This window comes from Acidobacteriota bacterium, from assembly GCA_016196065.1.
Lineage (GTDB): Bacteria > Acidobacteriota > Terriglobia > Terriglobales > Acidobacteriaceae > Acidiflorens.
Map to the genome: position 1 here is coordinate 1 of JACPYL010000008.1, position 18157 is coordinate 18157.

Consider the following 18157-nt stretch of genomic DNA (forward strand, 5'->3'; position numbering starts at 1 on the left):
ATAAGGCGTTACCGTGGCCAGCCCGGAATTCTCTTCGACCGCCGAGTTGATCGCGCCATTTTCATGCGTCGTGCTGTGGTAGTCACGGAAGGCAACCAGGGGACGAATCTCGAGCGCGAGGTTCCTCGGCGACTCGGGGTGGTTGTTCTTCTTCAGTTCGTACTGAATCACGGTGGTGTTGTCGCCCTGCACCATGAAAACGGTCTTCTCGATTTCGATCCCCTCCACCTCATAGGTGAAAACAGGAAAAGGATCAAGGCGAAATTCTTTTAAGTATTGAAAGCCCTGGGGGTAAACCGTGCGTGGATAACGGTTGGCGGACAAATGAAACATCTGGCCGTCGATGATCAGGTTTTCTTCCAATTTGGAGAGCAGCACGAACCGGCCAACCGGCGGCTTGGTGGCCGCCACCAACAGGCCGTGATAGCGGCGCGTGTTCAGCCCGATGATCGTGGACGAGGCGAAGCCGCCCAGGCCGTTGGTCTCCAGCCACTCGCGGCGAAGTGCCGCATCGAGATCACCGCATGTTTCCCGTTTGAACCGAATCATGACCGCTTCCCTCTCTCGGGACGCTTTTTAGATGTTTCCTGCTCCCCTTCGGGCGCCGCTGAATCTCGTACGCCTGATCGATGACCTTCTCTACGGCCGCCGGCGCAAGGAGCACACCGACATGCTTCAGTCCTTTCGGAATCTTTACGATGAATTCTACGTCGTCGACCTAGGATTCGGTCACGCAGCCTATACCTCAATTCCTGCCACACGCCTAAAGTCTTTCTCCCTGTCCACCGATATACCAGTGAACGAGGTCGAGGAACGAGCCCGCAGCCGGGCAACTTGATCGATCGAGGAAGAGGTCCGATTCATGGACGGCATAACTGCTCTTATCGTGGACGATTCGTCCGTCATGCGGAAGATTGTCGAACGTTCGCTACGCCAGGCCGGTATTGTCCTCGCCCAGGTTTTCGAGGCTGGCAATGGCGCCGAGGGCCTCACCGTACTCGCCGACAACAAGGTTGACCTGATCCTCTGTGACATCAACATGCCCGTCATGGACGGACTCGAATTCGTCAAGAGCCTTCCCGCCGTGCCGAACGCCAAGAATGTACCTGTGGTCATGATCACCACCGAAGGCAGCGAAGCCCACGTCGTACAGGCCCTCTCGAACGGAGCGCGCGGGTATATCCGCAAACCCTTCACTCCCGATCAGGTCAAGGAACAAGTCATCCCCGTACTCGCCGGAAAATCATGAAATCAGTGAACCCCATGCTCGCTTCCGATGCACGTCACGTTGAATGGATTCCCCTTCTCGATACGTCCGTCCGCGAAGTCTTCGAACTCATGCTCAGCAGCCACCTGACAACGCCAGCGGCGGGTTCGGACGCCGACGACCTGGACACAACGGCCATGGTAGGGCTGGCCGGGCAACTGTGCGGCGTTCTCAGTGTTCGCTGCGATCGGAAGGCAGCCGCGCTCACGACTTCCAAGATGTTAGGCGTCCCTTTGGACAAGGTTGGCCCGGAAATATCGGACGCGCTCGGTGAAATCTGCAACATGGTAGCGGGCAACTTCAAGAACAAGATTACTGGCCTGTCGCAGGGCTGCATGCTTTCTCCGCCCACGGTGATTACTGGGACCGACTACAGCATGACGTCCTTGACGGATTCTCCTGCCCTCGAAGTGCGCCTCGCCTTCGAAAGCATGCCGATCGTTGTCTCTCTTGAGATCCACGCCTGAACTTCTCCTGCACTTGACGAGTCTTGCCTCATCTCATCGAAAAGGGAAGGACGCGCATCCAGGATTAATCTGCCGGTAAGAAACGAAATCGTACTTTTCTTGCGGTCACCCGCTCGCGCACCCTCGGATCAGGCACCTACCGGGGCGGCCCCAAACACCGTCGCTACCAGTTCGTGAATCTCTTCGACGGTCTCGTCGAGCTCAAATGTGAAGCGCACCAGGTCCATGCCTTCCAGTTCGCGGTGCTCCTTTGCCAGAATTGACCAGGCCGGATCGGCGATCAGATCCACCATATGGCGCTCGTAGTAGCCGTACCCTAACCCTCGCATGCGACACAGCAGATCACTCAGGTGAACGAGCGCCACCAGTCCCTGTGCCTTCTGGCTTTGCTCGATGGCGTGATGATGCAAGATGACATCTGCCACGTCATCGTCCAGATGCCATTTTTCCGCCAGTGCCTCGCCGGTCTCGCAGTGCGTGAAACCCATGCGAGCCAATTCCGCATCCCACAGGGGAATCCCTTCCTGGCAAGCCCATTCCATCACTTTCGCAAACTCGTTCGGAAAGGACAGGCAGTTCACCATGAACCCGATGTCATGGAGCAATCCCGCCATGTATGCCTTCTCATGATCGGAGTTGGCCAGCTTTTCACTGAACTTGCGGCACACCATCGCACAACCCAGCGAATGCCGCCAGAACACTTCTGGATCAAGCACCCACTTTTTCACGGGAAATGCCTGGCCCAGACAGCACGTCATCAGGATCGTTTCCACCCGCCGCATGCCCAGGCTGATGACGGCTCCCTTGATGGACTTGGGAGGTTGCGCCAGCCCAAACAGCGGCGAACTGGCCAGCCGGAGGCATTGCGCCGCAATCGTGTTGTCATACGAAACCAGCCGCACCACCTCGTCGACCTTCACGTCCTCTTCGGTGGCGCTCAACAACTTCAGTAGAGGCAGAAAGACGGCTGGTATCGCGGGCATCGTTTCGATCTTTTCCACCCGTTCCCGAATCATGGCAGTCAAGGATTCATTCATAGTTTTCCGCTCTTCAAGGAGGGTTTCCAGTACGCGATCGTCCCCGGAAAGTGGACCAGATGAAACTGCTCATTCATCTTCATGAGCGACTCCGAGGTTCCCAGGAAAAAGTAGCCGCCGAAATTCAGGTTGGTGAAGAAGTGGTTGATCACCTTGGCCTTGGACGCACCATCAAAATAGATGAGCACATTGCAGCACAGAATCAGATCCATGCCCTTCATGAAGAGCATTTTGGAATCGTCCTGCAGGTTCAGACGGCTGAAGGTGACCAGTTTCTTCACCTCCGGACGGACCTGCAACTTCTGGCCCTCTCCGGCCGTGAAGTACTTGCGCTTGTAGAGATCGTTTGTATTCCGCAGCGCGTAGTCTCCGTAGATGCCTGCCTTGGCGGTCTCCACCGAGCGGTCATTCAGATCGGTCGCGACAATCTCCACCGTCCACCCTTTCAACAGGCGCTCGCTCTCTTCCAGCATGGTCATGGCCAGGGTGTAGGATTCTTCTCCCGTCGAGCATCCTGCGCTCCAGATCCGCAACCGCTTGGTGATCTGCTTGGTTTTTTCGACCACGAGTTCGGGCAGAATCACTTTGCGGAGCGCATCCAGTTGCGGTTGGCTGCGAAACAGGCAGGTCTCGCCGATGGTGATTTCATTCAGGAGATGCCGTAGCTCTCCATCGCGGCCAGGCTGGGCTGTCAGTTGATCCCAGTAGTCGCGCACGGTGCGCACGTCCAGTTGCTTCATGCGCCGGCTGCAGCCGTCGGAAAGCAGATAAAGCTTTTCGTCCGCCTTGTAAATTCCGGAAACCTTGTAGACCATGTCGCGAATCTGACGGTACACAGGATCAAGCGTATTGGGCTTGATCGCTGCGTTTGCAGGAAGAACGGCTTGAGTCACGATCGTCATTTTGCGGGGCGCTCCAGGCTGGCATGACTTCTCAATTCGACGTGCGGACGAAGGGCGCGGTTCTGCAGCACCCGGCGTGTGATTTCGGTTGCCAGGTGATTCAGGGGATACGCGGCATCGGCGAGGCCGGACGCATGCACCAGGCCAGGCATTCCCCAGACCACGGAACTATCCTCGTCCTGAATGATGACTTCGCCGCCCGCGTCCCGGATCGCTTGCGATCCCAGCACGCCGTCCGAACCCATGCCCGTCATCACAACTCCGAGAACGTTCGCGCCATAGGCTGCGGCCACCGACCGAAACAGCACATCGACAGCTGGACGGCAGGAATTCTCGGGTGGCGCCTGATTCATGCTCAAAGTGCAATGCACGCCTGCCTTCAACACTCGCATATGAAAATTTCCCGGCGCAATCCAGGCTCTTCCCGGCGCCAGGACCATACCTGCGCGGCCTTCTTCTACCGCGATCGCGGAACGGCTGGCGAGACGTTCCGCAAGCAGCCGCGTGAATATGGGCGGCATGTGTTGCACCACCACGATCGGGACGGGAAAATCCTCTGGAATGCGGGGCAACACCTCGGCCAGCGCATTGGGGCCACCCGTCGAAGTGCCGATGGCGACCACCTCGATGCGCGATGGGCTCGGTCGTGTCCGCACTTTCGGCGTCGGGCGCAGTCCGGGCAACGGAAGTAGTTTCAGGGGAACTACGCTACACAACACCTTGATCTTCGGAATCAGCTCACTTTGAATGCGCTCGATCGCGATCGTCGGACTTCCCGTGTTACTCGGTTTCGTTGCATAGTCCGAAGCACCCAACGAAAGCGCTTCCAAAGTAGCCGCCGCACCTCGTTCAGTCAGCGTGCTGAACATGATGACCGGCAGGCGGGGATACAGCTTGCGAATCGCCGCCAGTGTCTGCAAGCCGTCCATCACCGGCATTTCGATATCGAGAGTGACCAGGTCAGGCTTGAGGACTGGAATCTTCGAGAGCGCGATATGGCCATCGCTGGCAGTCCCGACGACTTCGAAAGCCTTGTCTCCGGCCAGCGTGTCGGAGAGCAACTTGCGAATCACCACCGAATCATCGACGACCAAGATGCGAATCGATGCCATAGCCAACCGTACGTTTCCGCTTTCACAACCTGAGTTGCGGGCTGTCGAATTGCCTGCGACCCTTAGCCCGCATGAGCGGCCAGACGCCGGCTTTCCGTAGCGTGCTCACCCTGTTCATGACCCTGGTCGCTCGGATGAATCTTGAACTGCGCCACCAACCTCCGCAGTTCTGTCGACGTCTCCACTAACTGCTGCACTGCTTTTTGCGTATCCCCTGCCCCGCGCGACGTGCTTTCCGCAGCTTGGGCGACGCCAGCTATGTTGCTGGTGATCTCGCCACTTCCCTGCGCCGCTTCGCTGACGTTCCGCGACATCTCGTTGGTGGTGGCGTTCTGTTCCTCCACCGCCGTCGCAATCGTGCTCGAGATGTCGTTAATCTGGTGGATCACGCCGCTGATCGTACTGATCGCGTCCACGGCTGCTTTGGTGTCGGTCTGAATCGCTTCAATCTTGCGGCTGATGTCTTCCGTCGCCTTGGCCGTTTCCTTGGCCAGTTCCTTTACTTCATTGGCGACCACCGCAAAACCTTTTCCCGACTCTCCGGCTCGCGCCGCTTCGATGGTCGCGTTCAGAGCCAGCAGATTGGTTTGCTGTGCAATCGACGTGATCACTTTGATGACTTGCCCGATCTCGGCCGAAGAATCTCCCAGTTTTGCGACCGTGGCCGTGGTGGATTCGGCTACGCGGACCGCGCCCGTGGCCACCTTCGCCGCTTCCGTGGCGTTCTTGGCAATTTCCTTGATGCTGACCCCCATCTCCTCGGCGCCCGTGGCCACTGTCTGCAGGTTTTGACTGACATGCAAGGTGGCATTGGAAACAACTTGCGCCTGCGCCGATGTTTCCTCCGAATTCGCGGAGATTTGCTGGCTCGTACCGGACAACTCTTCACTTGCTCCGGCCACGTTTTGCGCGCTCATTGCGATCGACTCAATGGCACTCGCCATCACGTCGATGGCCTGATTCAACGCGTGTCCCATCGCCCCAATTTCATCCTTGGAGTCCACTTCGACATGCCGCCGCAAATCTCCACTCGCCAGGGTCTGCAGCACGGACAGCGTCCGCGCGAGGGGACCCAGAATCCCTCGGGCCGTCATGTAGCCGAGTCCTCCCACCATCAGGAAGGCGGCCAGGCCGAAAGCGATCATCATCGTGGTGCGCGATGCCAGCACAGAGGTTTCATGCCGCTCGCCCTGTTCGACCATCTGGTTTGCGAGTTTGACGATTTGTTCCACCGACGCGGCATGTTGCAGGTAGAGAGGAGTTAACTTTGTCATCCGCAGGTTGCGCGCTTTGGCTTTGTTGCCCTCCAGAATCGCCGGCACATATTCGTTTTCCGCAACTTCAAACCAGGCCCGCGCCGCGGTGTAGCAATCCCCCGCCATCAGTACCTTGATCTTTCCTTCTGGTACGGTGCCCAGGTAGTAGGCATGGCGATCCTCGAAGTCCTTCCGTGCCTGCCGGAACTGTGCGATCGCCTTCTCCGCCGTCGCCCGATCGGGCGCTTCTTCCATTTCTCCCAGCAGCGTGACCACGTAGGCGATACTCTCCGCCGGCGCGACGTAGTCGGCGATAATGTCCTGTCCCAGCTTGATCTCTTTGTACAGACTCCCGTTCAGTTGCACGATGCGAAGCGTCGCGAATGCCAGCACAGCAAGTACCAACAGGCCCATCGCCGAACTTCCAATCAGCAACGCTAGCTTGGTCTTAAAGGTCAGATTCACGTCAATTCTCTTCTGATCGCCCCTGCCGCCATGTGGCCTCGTTGCATCCCGCTCTTGGACCAGGGGACCGATCCACACGAAATCATCGCGACTGAGGACAATGAAATCATCGGCCTCGAACCAGCCGACTTTAACGAAACACACAATTGGCTGCGCCTTTGGTGTGCTCGTCCGTTTGAAAACACGGAGAAGATGGTTCTACATCGCTCCGTGGGCAGCCCGCGCGCGCTGTGCGGACGATGGTTGTCCGCCGCTGCTAGTATGGATCTTGAATTGTTCAACCAGCCGGCGCAGTTCCGCCGACGTCTCCACCAACTGCTGCGCCGCCTTCTGCGTGTCTCCCGCTCCCTGCGACGTGCTTTCCGCTGCCTGGGCCACGCCCGCAATGTTGCTCGTGATCTCTCCACTGCCGTGCGCCGCTTCACTCACGTTCCGCGACATCTCGTTGGTGGTGGCGTTCTGTTCTTCCACCGCCGTCGCAATCGTCGCGGAAATATCGTTGATCTGGTTGATCACGCCGCTGATCGTCCCGATCGCTTCCACCGCCGCCTTCGTGTCGGTCTGAATCGCTTCGATTTTCCGGCTGATGTCTTCAGTCGCCTTGGCCGTTTCTTTCGCCAGCTCTTTCACTTCGTTCGCCACCACTGCAAAACCTTTGCCGGCTTCTCCGGCGCGTGCCGCCTCGATGGTCGCGTTTAACGCCAGCAGGTTGGTTTACTGCGCGATCGAGGTGATGACCTTGATGACCAGGCCGATCTCCGTGCTCGATTCGCCGAGCTTGGAGACCGTCGCCGTCGTCGTTTCAGCCACCTTCACCGCGCTCGCAGCGATCTTGGCGGCTTCGGTCGCATTCTTGGCAATCTCCTTGATACTGGCTCCCATCTCTTCCGCTCCGGTCGCCACCGTTTGCAGGTTCTGACTCACTTGCGCGGTCGCTTCGGAAACAACTTTTGCCTGGGCCGACGTTTCTTCCGAATTCGCGGTGATTTGCTGGCTGGTGCTAGACAGCTCTTCACTCGCCCCCGCAACCTGCACCGCCGTACCTGAAATGCTCTCGATCACACCATGCAAGTTGTTCTTCATCTGGTTGAGTGCAATTCCGGCCTCTCCAATCGCGTCCCGGGTTGTGATTTCCATGTCTGCGACGGTCAAATTGTTGGCGGCAATAGTCTGGATCATGGCCACCATTTTCGATATCGCTCCCGTGATGGAGCCGGCGAGGAGTATGGCGAGGACAAGTCCGAGCACGACCCCAACCCCGGCCACAGAGAGTGCCATCCACTCGGACCTGGTTCCTTGCGCCCTTTGATTGTTGGAGCTATCCTGCAAATCTTGATCCTGCTTCTCATCGAACTGTCTCAGTGCTGCGCGCAGGCCCTCGTGGATCTCTAACGCCTCCGTTCCGAAAAGGGTTTGGACCGCTTGCCGTTCGTCGCCATTCTTGCGCAGCTCGATTGCCTTGTCTTGTTTATCTCGAAGTCCATCGACAGACTTCTTGATCGCCAAGTTCATTTTTGTTTCCGCGTCGTCGAGTTCCATTTTGCTCAAGCGATCGAATCCAACTTCAACTTCGTGATTTCCCTCCTGATAATCGTGAAGATAGGACTGGTTGCCGGAGAGCAGAAATGCGCGCGTCGAGGCAAGCCCTTTCCATACCCCTTGACTGATGTCCATCGACGCGTCTTTCATCGCGACGGCATCGTCCACTTGTCGAGTAACCCGAGCAACCCCGTTGGCAGAGGAATAGCTGAGATAGCCCATCAGAACCACAAGCATCAGCAACGACCCGAAGCCGAAGCCCAACTTGACCTTCAAACTGAACTTGTTCACCGAGTTTCCCCCTTCAAGGAACCAGACCTGCGACGCCTGGGGCGAAATGCAAGCGAGTCCAGAATCTCCCCGACCCTGACGCCGCACACAGCCGCCTTGATAGAGTGATCGACTGAAGACGCAAGACCCTTACTGGATGGGAATACAAAACTGAAACACGTCCTACTCAGAAGGAGACGACCAACCGAGGAGTTAGGATCGGGCAGTCCGGATTCGACGACAATCCTCCCGGATGATGCAGGAACTGAAAATCCTGTACCAGGGCAACGTGCTTCGCAATGGCAACCTTGTAGTAGCCCTCCAAAACCAATTCGGAAGTGAAGTTGCCTGTGCCCGGTGCTGAGGTAAAGGCAACACGGGTAAACGCAAACCCGAGTGAGTCTTGACTGCGGCGCGCCAACGGTGCCTGAAGAGTCGCGCCTCCGCCAACGTGCTTTGTGAGTTGGCTAACCTGGCCGTCGGCCTGGCCAAACTGAAAGAACATTGACCAGCGCTGCTCCTTCCGAGCGGACAAGGAATTTCTCCACAGGGCCTGCTCCAATACCGCGTAGTAGCCTTGCGTGGAACCCGCTGCTCGCCCATCGAAATGCGGAATAGCGGTGGCGTCCAACCTCCAATATCCAACGCTGACCCGCCCCGGCAATTCCTTTTTGCCGCTTATCGTCCATGTTTTCCCCGGCTCCAGAACCGAAAGTCTGCCTTTGCCATCAGTCTGAAAGACGCCGAATCCGACGCTGCCACTGGTAGTGGGATGAAGGACTGCAAGCACGGCCAGCCTCGGTGAAGGATAGGTCGGAAACGCCATGATCGTCGGACTGAAGCCCATGGAGGAATTTAGAAAATCGCCTGCGCTCTGCACTGTTGCAAATTCGGTATTCGCGTCGATCTTTCCGCCCTTGATGCGGAGTTTCTCACTCCACAATTTCTGTTCCAGCCAGAATTCGTACAGCATGGTTTTGGATGGTGCATCAATATTGGAATAGACCTGGGCGGCGCCGTCATCGCTCCTCCCAAACTCTCGGCTGTGTTGTTTCAGGCGAATCAAGACCGTGCTTCCGTTCCAGCCAAACGCCTTCTTGCCATCAATCGATGACACGAGGTCAAACGACTGCCTGCCATATCCCAAGCTCGGATCGACCTTGCCTCGAAGATCCTTTGACCAGTCGTTGACGAACGTTCCCTGGAACGAAATTCCATGGTCATTCAGGCTATGCAGGAGGTAGCTGGTTCCTGACCACAGTGACTTGTTAGCCGTAGGCTTCATTTGCCCAGGAACTGCCGACAGAGTGAGGCTCGGAATCAGGGGTTCCAGTTGTGGCCATAGCTCGTCCCGTCTCAACCCCGCCGTGAGAAGCAGGCATGGGGGCACCTCGCAGGGTTCATGCGGTGCTTCGCCGCACGCAGAACTGGCGAGGACTTTGTCGCATCCGGCGGCGTCACGGGTCGATGTTTCGCCTGACCACAGAGAGGCGGATGCCGTGAGCACCAACAAACATACGCATAGCAGGTGGTAGAAACGCTCACCTGACCATCGGTGGAACTTCATGGAAGACTCTCCTGCGGATCGTTTCGGCTTTGCTCTAAGGTGCATGCCTAATTGGGAGATCGGCGGGACGGGGTGCTCCTTTACCCGTTTAGAAGTGACGGTCCGGCCATTACTGCGCTTTACCTTGGTAACAACCAACGTAGAGCGCCTACACGGATCACTTTTGCGATGGATTCAACACGCCTGCAAGGTGGATCGGAGTTTGAAGGTGACAGGTTTCAGATTGACTGAGGGTAACGCCCGTAGGGACTCGGCGATCTCGCAGCTAGTTGGCTTCGTTCATCTGGCAGGCTTTTTCAATGTCCAGCACATGCATGAGCCGTTCATTCAGCTTGTGCACGCCGAGGATCATGTCGCGCACCGAGCCGCGCAAAGTTTCTGGCGATGGTTCGAACGTGTCTTCCTCCACCTCGACCACATCGCCAATTTCGTCGACCAGCAGGCTGACCGCACCGTCCTCGGAGCGCACCACCACGTTCATGGACTGCGCGCCTGGCGGGCTCGGCCCCAGTTCCAGGCGCAGGCGCAGATTGACGGCAGTCACGATCTGGCCGCGCAGGTTGATCAACCCGCTGACCACGGCCGGAGCCAGCGGCACCTTGGTGGTATCCAACGTACGAATCACTTCCTGGACGCCTTGCAATCCCACGCCGAACAGCAGGCCATCCAGATAGAACGTACAAAACTGCGACGTGTGCGCCATGGCCTAGTGAGCAGCCTCCGCTGCATGCATCGCCTTGCCCGATTCGGAGCCGCGCAAATCCGCGCTTCGCAGAATGGCAGCGATGTCCAGTAACTCCGTCACTCGGTCACCAATCACGACGGAATAGAGCACGGAGGAGCGCGTGGCCGCCGACTTTACGTCTGCCCGATCCTCGACAATGTCCAGAATTCGTTCCACCACCAACCCGAACGAATGGCCGTCGTGATTCAACACCAGCACCTGGATCGGGCCCGAGCCCGGTACCGGCGCCACCATCAAGGCGCGCAAATGGTTGCGTCGTTCTTCCAGGGCGACACTCAGCCTCACCAGGGGCAGGATTTGTCCGCGATATTGGGTGACCCATTGTTTGCCCGACATTTCCACCTGCTCGAGGGGAAACTCTTCCAGGCGGGCCAGCGTACTCAATGGAATTGCCATGCGCGAATCGCCCGGCCCGGCGAAGAGCAGGAACGTCTGCTTCTCGGAACCCACGACCAGCGCATCCGTCGCCTTTCCAGCCATGGCCCGGTCCCGCGTTTCCGTGACGACACTGGCACGCTGAGCCAGTCCCAGCACATCGAGGATGAGCGCCACCTTGCCGTCCCCCATGATGCTCGAACCGGCAAAGGTCTTCACCGACTTGAGCTGCTTGCGCAACGGCTTGACTACGATCTCTTCGGTGTCGTTGATCTCGTCTACGATCAACCCGAATTGCCGCTCGTCCGCTTGCAGGACCACGATATTGACCGCTCCGTCGCTCTTCGCCACGTCGGAGGCGAGTTTCAGTTCCCGATCCAGATAGACCAAGGGCAGCAACCGGCCGCGCAAGCGGTAGACCGGTGCTCCGTGAACCAGTTCGATCCCCTTACCCGCCTGCTCCGCCTCCAGCCGGACCAGTTCCAGCAAGCTCACCTGTGGAATGGCATAGCGATCGCCGCCACACGTCACCACCAACGCTGGAATAATGGCTAGCGTCAACGGAATCTTGACCCGCACCGTAGTGCCCTGGCCGAGTTTCGATTGCACATCCACCGTCCCGCCAATCCGTTCCACATTCGTTTTCACGACATCCATGCCGACGCCGCGACCCGACACATTCGTCACTTTGGCGGCGGTAGAGAAACCGGGCAGGAAAATCAGATTGAAGATTTCCCGCTCCGACATCCGCACACCCTGCTCCGGGGATACGACTCCGCGTTCCATAGCTTTCTTGCGGATGCGTTCCCCATTCAGCCCGGCACCGTCGTCGGTAATCTCGATGATCACCTGTCCGCCTTCATGGAAGGCGCGCAAGATCAGGCGTCCAGTAGGGTCTTTGCCCGCTTTCACCCGATCCTCAGGAAGTTCAATTCCGTGGTCCACGGAATTCCGCACCAGGTGCGTAAGCGGATCCTTGATCGCCTCGATGATGGTTTTATCGAGCTCTGTCTCTTTCCCTTCCATCTCGATGGCCACCTTCTTGCCGCAACCCAGCGCAACATCGCGCACCGTGCGCGGAAATTGTCCCCAGATATTCCCGATAGGCTGCATGCGAGTCTTCATGACCCCTTCCTGCAGTTCGGTTGTAATCAGGTTCAAGCGTTGCGAGACGGCCAGAAAGCCCGCGTCTTTCATCCGGTTGGAGAATTGCAATACCTGATTCCGCGCCAGCACCAGTTCTCCTACCAGAGTCATCACTCGATCAAGGAGCCCCACATCGACTCGAATCGTGCTGTCGGAAGCCGTGGCCTGCCCTCGCGAGGCTTGTTGCACGTGCAGTGCATCGACCACATCCGACGGCTTCACTGCCCCTTGCTCTACCAGAATCTCTCCCATGTGGCGGGGATCCCCTTCCGCCTGCTGCTCGGCGGCCAGATGGACTTGCTTTGGGGTCGCGCTCGCGTTCTCGATCAAGAGATCGCCAATGTTGGGCACAGCAGGAATTGTCTCGGGCGGCTGTTGCAGCCGGGTCAGGGTCGCGATCAACAACGAGTCGTCGCGCTCGCCTTCCTGTCCGCTCACCTCGATCTGGCTGAGCATCTGGCGCACCGCATCGACCATGCTCAGAAGCGCGGTGGTGATCTCGGGTGTCAAAATCAGCTGCCTATCCCGCAGCCTAGTCAGGAGGTTCTCGCCCACATGCGCGACTGCTTCCAGTTTGTTGAAACCGAGGAAACCGCACGTGCCCTTGATCGTATGAATGGTGCGAAACACGCTCGCCAGCGCATCGCGATCGTCAGGATTCTTCTCCAGCCCCACCAGTTCCCGATCGAGCCGGTCCAGGTTTTCGTAACTCTCGACCAGAAAGTCCTGAACGATATCGCTGTCGCCCATCGCGTTCCCTTCTCGATTCCATTTGGCAAGTTGCGGCGACCGTGGTCCCAAAACCGCAAGAGCACCAATGCGAGTTGTCTTCCCACTGTCCATCGTCGGCCCCATCTGTTTCCTTTACCGATCGTTGTCTAAAGGTGGACGCACGGAGAGTCCTGGTCGTGCGGAGGACCGCCCAACCCTTCTACTTATGAACTTGGGTCTGATCCCCTCCGGTAACTCTCATTCCCAGGCCCTTCCTTCTCCTGCTACATTGGACCGTCTCGCGATCGCCGTTGCCGCATCCGGGTTAGGGAGAATCATGTTGGGACTCGTAACCTTTTCCCATTTCGTGAATCAGACGGAAAGTGGCGCGTTCTTTGCTACGAGGACACCTTGATGAAGTCCCGCACCGACCGAAGGAAATTTGCCGCTGTCACTCGCCGCGAACTCCTGAAACTGACACCCGTCCTGGCCTTGGGCGCATTTGCCATCCCAAAATTCCAAGCACCCCTGCTCAAGGCTGGACTGGGCTTCAGCGACTGGGCCTCCGGCAAGCTCTTCCGCCCGGGCCATTTGGCTCCGACCTATGCAGACTCCGAACTCACTCCGTTCGAGAAGTTCCCCATCAACGGCTACGACGTTGAAGATCCCGAAGTCGATTTGGAGAAATGGACGCTCACCGTCAGTGGAGCCGTCCAGAAGCCGGGTGAATATACCCTGGCGCAAATTAGGACACTCCCCGAGGTAGCGCAGAACACGCGGCACGTTTGCGTGGAAGGCTGGGACGTCATCGGACACTTCAACGGCGTTCGACTCTCTGATTTCCTCACCATGATCGGAGCCGACCCGACTGCTCGCTTTCTCACCGTCGAGTGTGCCGACGATTATTACGAATCCCTCGATATGGCGTCGGCACGTCATCCCCAGTCCTTGCTCTGTTACGGCATGTATGGACAGCCTCTGACCCGCGAACACGGGGCGCCGTTGCGCTTGTCGGTTCCAACCAAGGTCGGCTACAAGCAAGCCAAGTATTTGACCGATTTCAAAGTCGAACACGTGCTCTCCAAAGCAGGGTATTGGGAAGACCAGGGCTATTCGGAGTTCTACGGTCTCTGAGGCACAAAGGAACAAGCCTTGTATTTACAACCAGATTCACAGATTCGTTAAAAGCAGGTAAACATGGCAACCCGCGCGCTGGAAGTCGAGGATGTGAAGACTGGCAAGGTCACCGAAGCTGTCTATGAGCATCACTACATCGTCCGCCTGACCCACTGGGTAAATACGGTCGCGCTCTTCGTGATGGTAGGCAGCGGCCTGCAAATCTTTCGTGCCTTTCCCAGCCTCGGCGCGAAGATCCCACAAAAGGATCTCCTCAACTGGCCAAAGTCGTTTGCGATCGGCGGATGGCTGGGTGGCGCCTTGCAATGGCATCTGACCTTTGTGTGGATCTACATGGCAACTGGTCTGCTGTATCTCGGGTACCAGGTCTTCAGCGGAAACTATCGTCAAGTTCTATTTGGACCGCGCGATGTGCCGGGAGTCTGGCCGATGGTTCGCCACTATTTTTTCTTTGGCCCGAAACCCGCACAGAAGGAACCCTACAACTCGCTCCAGAAGCATGCCTACACGTCAGCGATCGGACTCGGCATCCTCTCGGTACTAACTGGAATCGCCGTGTGGAAACCGGTGCAGTTTTCCTGGCTGGCCTGGCTCATGGGCGGATTCCACCTCGCCCGCATATGGCATTTCCTGACCATGTGGGCGATTCTGGCCTTTGTATTCGGCCATCTCGTCATGGTCGTACTTCACGGATGGGGTAACTTCGTCTCCATGCTGATCGGATGGAAAGAAGATCCGGATTATCCCTCCAGCAAGTAACCAGCGGCACCATATGGCATGCAAGATCGCGTTGAGGATTGATGGCTGACGAGGGCAACAAGCCGGGAGAGGATACCCGGCAATCAGACGAAGAGACGCTGATCCAACGCATCCGGGACGGCGAACACGATCTCTTCTACGAACTGATCCGGCCTTACGAGCGCCGGATCTACGCCACCGCCTTTGCCATTTTACGCAACGAAGCGGACGCTGAAGACGCAGCCCAGGAGGCAGTGCTGAAGGCTTTCAAACATATCCGGCAGTTTCGCGCCGAAGCAAAATTCAGCACCTGGCTGACTCAGATCACGCTCAACGAGGCCCGGATGCGGAAACGCAAGCAGCACGTCCACCTCATGGAAGCGATCGTCGACCAGCAGGACGATCATGGAAATTACGTGCCCCGTGATTTTGCGGACTGGCGCGAGATTCCATCCGAAACATTGGAACGAAAGGAAATCCGGGAAAAACTCACGCATGCGCTCTCTTTACTGGGAGACAAGTATCGCGAAGTGTTCGTGGCCCGCGATATGAATGCGCTGAGCATCGAGGAGACCGCCAAAGCGCTCGGGATTTCAACCGCATCAGTAAAGACCCGTCTGCTGCGGGCACGTCTCATGCTGCGCGACCTGCTCTCCCCGGCGCTGGACGCCAACTGGAGTAGCAAATTGTCATTCGCAAAAGGGAATAAGCCATGGTGATGCGCTGCCAGGACGTCTGGCCGGAAATTTCGAACTACCTGGAAGGCGAGGTTAGTCCGGAATTGCGCGCCGCCATCGAAGAACACATCCGCGGGTGCCAGCACTGCGCCGCCGTCCTGGATGGCACACGCAACGTAGTCCAACTGTACGGAGATGAACGTATGATCGAAGTGCCCCTGGGCTACAGCCAACGCCTGCACCGCCGTCTGGAGGAAAATATGCCTGGAAGAGCCACAAGAAGGAGCTTCATGGGATGGATGGTCGCGGCCGCAGCCGCCGTGGTCACCGTCGGGGCTGTCGAGTTGGCAAGTTCTTCGGCTCTCGGCAAACGCCAGCCGCGTTCGGAGCACGCGCAGTCCGGGAGCGCCATTCCTCCCGAGTTGATGGTGGTGGTCTCCGACAAAGGAAAGATTTTCCATCTCGCCGCCTGCACGTTTATCCACGATCGGAAAAACCTCCGGAGCGTCGCGGCCCGAGATGCACAGCAGCAGGGCTTCGTCCCCTGTGTTCGATGCCTGCGGCAATACCTCAAGAGCTAACCCGCTAAGAAGTCTTCTTTCTCGCACAAAAAAAGACGCGGCTTGCCGCGTCTCCCTGTTCAGAATTGGCGAGGCGAACCTCGCCACTACCATCGATCCCTCGCGATTAGTGCTTCATCGCGTCGTCTTTCTTCATTTCATCCTTCTTCATGTCGTCTTTCTTCATCTTGTCGTGCTTGGTTTTCTTGGACTTCTTGTCCTTCTTCATGTCGTCGTGCTTCATCTGGTCGTCTTTTTTCATCTCGTCGTGCTTCATTTCGTCTTGCTTCATGGCATCGCCCGACTGTGCGAATGCCGCCATGGACAACGTCAGGAAACACATCGCCACCAGTTTGCCGATTACTCTCTTCATTATTCCTCCCACGGCTCTCGATTGATTTTGCGGCGGCCTATTCCCGCCGCATTCATGGGATGCCCGACCATCTGCAAAGTTACGGCAAGATTCCTCTTTCAAAAGAATTTTTCGGCAGCCAGCAACTCCCTCGTTGTAAGATTCCGGGCTATGAATGTCACTGTGGCTGCCTCTCTGCTTTCAGCCGTTCTTCTCGCCGCACCGTTGCTCTTTGCGCAATCCAGCGCGCCCGCGAAACCGCCCGAGTTTGATCACGACGCGATTCACGTCCGCGATCTCGCCAAGAGCGCCGAGTTCTACGAAAAAGTCATCGGCCTCGAAAAAATCGCGGAACCATTCAAGGACGGGCGTCACGTCTGGTTTCGAGTCGGGGACCACAGCCAACTGCACGTTATCAGTGGCGCGACGGAACTGTCAGCGCAGCCGATCGACATTCATTTTGCTTTTCGAGTCCAATCGTTGGCCGACTTCATCGCCCGTCTCGACAAGATGAATGTGAAATATCGCAGTTTCAAGGGAGATGACAAGGTTACCGTCCGGCCCGACGGCGTCCGACAGATTTACCTGCAAGACCCCGATGGCTATTGGATCGAAGTCAACGACGGCAGCTACTAGGCGTCACCGAGAGGACGCACCGGCAAGAATCGTCTGCAGTTGAATTGCCTTGCGGGAATCGACGTGGAAGAGCGGCCCTTCAGGGCCGCGTCAGTTATCTAATTGACAGGGCTTCAGGCCCCGAGAAGTACTACGAATGCGTGCGCCAAATGCTCATGCCCCGAATCTCTCCGCAGCCCGCGCTTTTGCCTTCGCTGCTTCTTCTTCGCGATTTTTCGGAGGCGCGATGGTCTCCAACGAACGCAGCAGCCGGTTTGACACTCCCGCAATCTCCTCGATGGCATTTTGAAATGCCAACTCGTTCGCCTTGGAAGGCTTGTTGAAACCGCTGATCTTTCGGACAAACTGCAGCGATGCCGCGCGCACCTCTTCGTCCGTCACGGGCGGATCGAAATTGAAAAGATTCTTGATATTCCTGCACATATGAATTCACCTTAGAGGCGCGGCTGGGCGCATCTCCGTGCCTACCAGCGCAACCCCACCGTCACCGGGAACAGGGTTGTGCGACGATCGCTGGTATTGGCGTGATGGTAGCGTCCTTCCACATAAACTTTGGTGGACTTGTTCAAGCGATAGGTGAGCCCACCTCCGAAGTTATACCCCCCACCGCTCACGGTATTTCCTGAAAGGACCTGAGCTCCGTCGGTGAGGCCGTTTTTGCACACGATGCCCCACAACTGCCACGCAGGCTGACAAACGGCGCCTCCCGGCAAGTCTTGCGTCCGCGCCTCCAGGTTCCGTTGATACCAACCCGCACCCCCAATTGCATACACTCCCACTTTGCCCTGCACAGGAACGTTATAGAAAAAGTTTAACGTCGCAGCATGCACACGTCCCGTCGCATCCGGCAGGCTCTGTTGCGACTTCACGCCGTTTTGAAAGGACAGGTTGTAGTACATGTACTCCGCTTTTACTCCAAACGCACGACTGAAATTCCATCCCGCGCCCGCTACCCCGTTGTAGGAGGCGTCGGTCACTTTGCCAACGTCGCCCAGGGCGTGACCGTATCCGCCGCCCACATTGAAATTGAAGCGATTAAAAATTTGCGCCGATGCGGCCGTGATTCCCATTCCAAACAAAATTCCGAACACAAGCAGTCTGTTACGCAATCGTAATCTCCTGATGCAACAGTTCGTTTCTGAATCCAACGCCTTCTCATCTCTTGGATGCGGTAACCCGGTCTCGTAAGCGGGTGATC

General features: G+C 57.3%; 18 protein-coding genes and 2 pseudogenes. 7 read left to right on the forward strand and 13 right to left on the reverse strand.

Features of this window, described 5'->3' with window-relative positions:
* A partial coding sequence (locus HY010_01155) for a glycogen debranching enzyme N-terminal domain-containing protein (GenBank protein MBI3474311.1) occupies positions 1–549 on the reverse strand: 549 nt, incomplete at its 3' end.
* A 313-nt stretch (positions 550–862) separates the two neighbouring features.
* On the opposite strand from HY010_01155, the gene HY010_01160 reads away from it, so the two are divergent.
* Together HY010_01160 and HY010_01165 are read left to right on the forward strand one after the other, a co-directional pair.
* Positions 863–1249, forward strand: a complete 387-nt coding sequence (locus HY010_01160) for a response regulator (GenBank protein MBI3474312.1) — start codon at positions 863–865, stop codon at positions 1247–1249.
* Entirely contained in the window at positions 1246–1734 is a 489-nt protein-coding gene (locus HY010_01165) for a chemotaxis protein CheX (protein MBI3474313.1), read from the forward strand. Before HY010_01160 ends, HY010_01165 begins: the two co-directional genes overlap by 4 nt.
* Positions 1735–1862: 128 nt before the next feature.
* Here HY010_01165 and HY010_01170 read toward each other — a convergent pair whose 3' ends face one another.
* The 9 genes and pseudogenes from HY010_01170 to HY010_01210 all read right to left on the reverse strand — a co-directional run bounded on the left by HY010_01170 (position 1863) and on the right by HY010_01210 (position 12898).
* A complete protein-coding gene (locus tag HY010_01170) occupies positions 1863–2771 on the reverse strand; it encodes an HDOD domain-containing protein (protein MBI3474314.1) in 909 nt (302 codons plus the stop codon).
* Entirely contained in the window at positions 2768–3673 is a 906-nt protein-coding gene (locus HY010_01175) for a protein-glutamate O-methyltransferase CheR (protein ID MBI3474315.1), read from the reverse strand. The genes HY010_01170 and HY010_01175 overlap by 4 nt, the downstream gene beginning before the upstream one ends.
* On the reverse strand, positions 3670–4785 hold the full coding sequence (locus tag HY010_01180) for a chemotaxis response regulator protein-glutamate methylesterase (protein ID MBI3474316.1): 1116 nt from the start codon (positions 4783–4785) through the stop codon (positions 3670–3672). The genes HY010_01175 and HY010_01180 overlap by 4 nt, the downstream gene beginning before the upstream one ends.
* Positions 4786–4847: 62 nt before the next feature.
* Positions 4848–6455, reverse strand: coding sequence for a methyl-accepting chemotaxis protein (locus HY010_01185; protein ID MBI3474317.1), 1608 nt, complete (start codon positions 6453–6455; stop codon positions 4848–4850).
* Positions 6456–6704: 249 nt separating this feature from the next.
* Positions 6705–7784: pseudogene (locus HY010_01190) on the reverse strand (methyl-accepting chemotaxis protein).
* 36 nt (positions 7785–7820) lie between these two features.
* Positions 7821–8282, reverse strand: a pseudogene (locus tag HY010_01195) (CHASE3 domain-containing protein).
* A gap of 220 nt (positions 8283–8502) precedes the next feature.
* Positions 8503–9882 carry a carbohydrate porin gene (locus HY010_01200; GenBank protein ID MBI3474318.1) on the reverse strand — a complete coding sequence of 460 codons (1380 nt, stop codon included), beginning with the start codon at positions 9880–9882 and terminating at the stop codon, positions 8503–8505.
* Between the two features lie 265 nt (positions 9883–10147).
* A complete protein-coding gene (locus tag HY010_01205) occupies positions 10148–10585 on the reverse strand; it encodes a chemotaxis protein CheW (GenBank protein MBI3474319.1) in 438 nt (145 codons plus the stop codon).
* Between the two features lie 3 nt (positions 10586–10588).
* The gene (locus HY010_01210; protein MBI3474320.1) at positions 10589–12898 is read right to left on the reverse strand and encodes a chemotaxis protein CheA; all 2310 of its coding nucleotides are present in this window, start codon (positions 12896–12898) and stop codon (positions 10589–10591) included.
* Positions 12899–13273: 375 nt separating this feature from the next.
* Between HY010_01210 and HY010_01215 the strand changes: the two genes are divergently transcribed.
* The 4 genes from HY010_01215 (at position 13274) to HY010_01230 (ending at position 15992) form a co-directional block, all read left to right on the forward strand.
* A complete protein-coding gene (locus tag HY010_01215) occupies positions 13274–13993 on the forward strand; it encodes a molybdopterin-dependent oxidoreductase (GenBank protein MBI3474321.1) in 720 nt (239 codons plus the stop codon).
* Between the two features lie 63 nt (positions 13994–14056).
* On the forward strand, positions 14057–14755 hold the full coding sequence (locus tag HY010_01220; protein MBI3474322.1) for a cytochrome b/b6 domain-containing protein: 699 nt from the start codon (positions 14057–14059) through the stop codon (positions 14753–14755).
* A 41-nt stretch (positions 14756–14796) separates the two neighbouring features.
* Positions 14797–15453 (forward strand): sigma-70 family RNA polymerase sigma factor, encoded by a 657-nt coding sequence (locus HY010_01225; GenBank protein MBI3474323.1) that lies wholly within the window; start codon positions 14797–14799, stop codon positions 15451–15453.
* Positions 15447–15992: a zf-HC2 domain-containing protein gene (locus HY010_01230; GenBank protein ID MBI3474324.1), complete on the forward strand. Its 546-nt coding sequence runs from the start codon at positions 15447–15449 to the stop codon at positions 15990–15992. Before HY010_01225 ends, HY010_01230 begins: the two co-directional genes overlap by 7 nt.
* A gap of 106 nt (positions 15993–16098) precedes the next feature.
* Here the strand turns inward: HY010_01230 and HY010_01235 are convergent, their stop codons facing one another.
* Positions 16099–16344: a pentapeptide MXKDX repeat protein gene (locus HY010_01235; protein MBI3474325.1), complete on the reverse strand. Its 246-nt coding sequence runs from the start codon at positions 16342–16344 to the stop codon at positions 16099–16101.
* Positions 16345–16494: 150 nt separating this feature from the next.
* Between HY010_01235 and HY010_01240 the strand changes: the two genes are divergently transcribed.
* Entirely contained in the window at positions 16495–16959 is a 465-nt protein-coding gene (locus HY010_01240; protein MBI3474326.1) for a VOC family protein, read from the forward strand.
* A 153-nt stretch (positions 16960–17112) separates the two neighbouring features.
* On the opposite strand, the gene HY010_01245 is transcribed toward HY010_01240, so the two are convergent.
* Both HY010_01245 and HY010_01250 read right to left on the reverse strand, forming a co-directional pair.
* Positions 17113–17382, reverse strand: coding sequence for a DUF2277 domain-containing protein (locus tag HY010_01245; protein MBI3474327.1), 270 nt, complete (start codon positions 17380–17382; stop codon positions 17113–17115).
* 41 nt (positions 17383–17423) lie between these two features.
* The gene (locus HY010_01250) at positions 17424–18068 is read right to left on the reverse strand and encodes an outer membrane beta-barrel protein (GenBank protein MBI3474328.1); all 645 of its coding nucleotides are present in this window, start codon (positions 18066–18068) and stop codon (positions 17424–17426) included.
* Between the last annotated feature and the right edge of the window lie 89 nt (positions 18069–18157).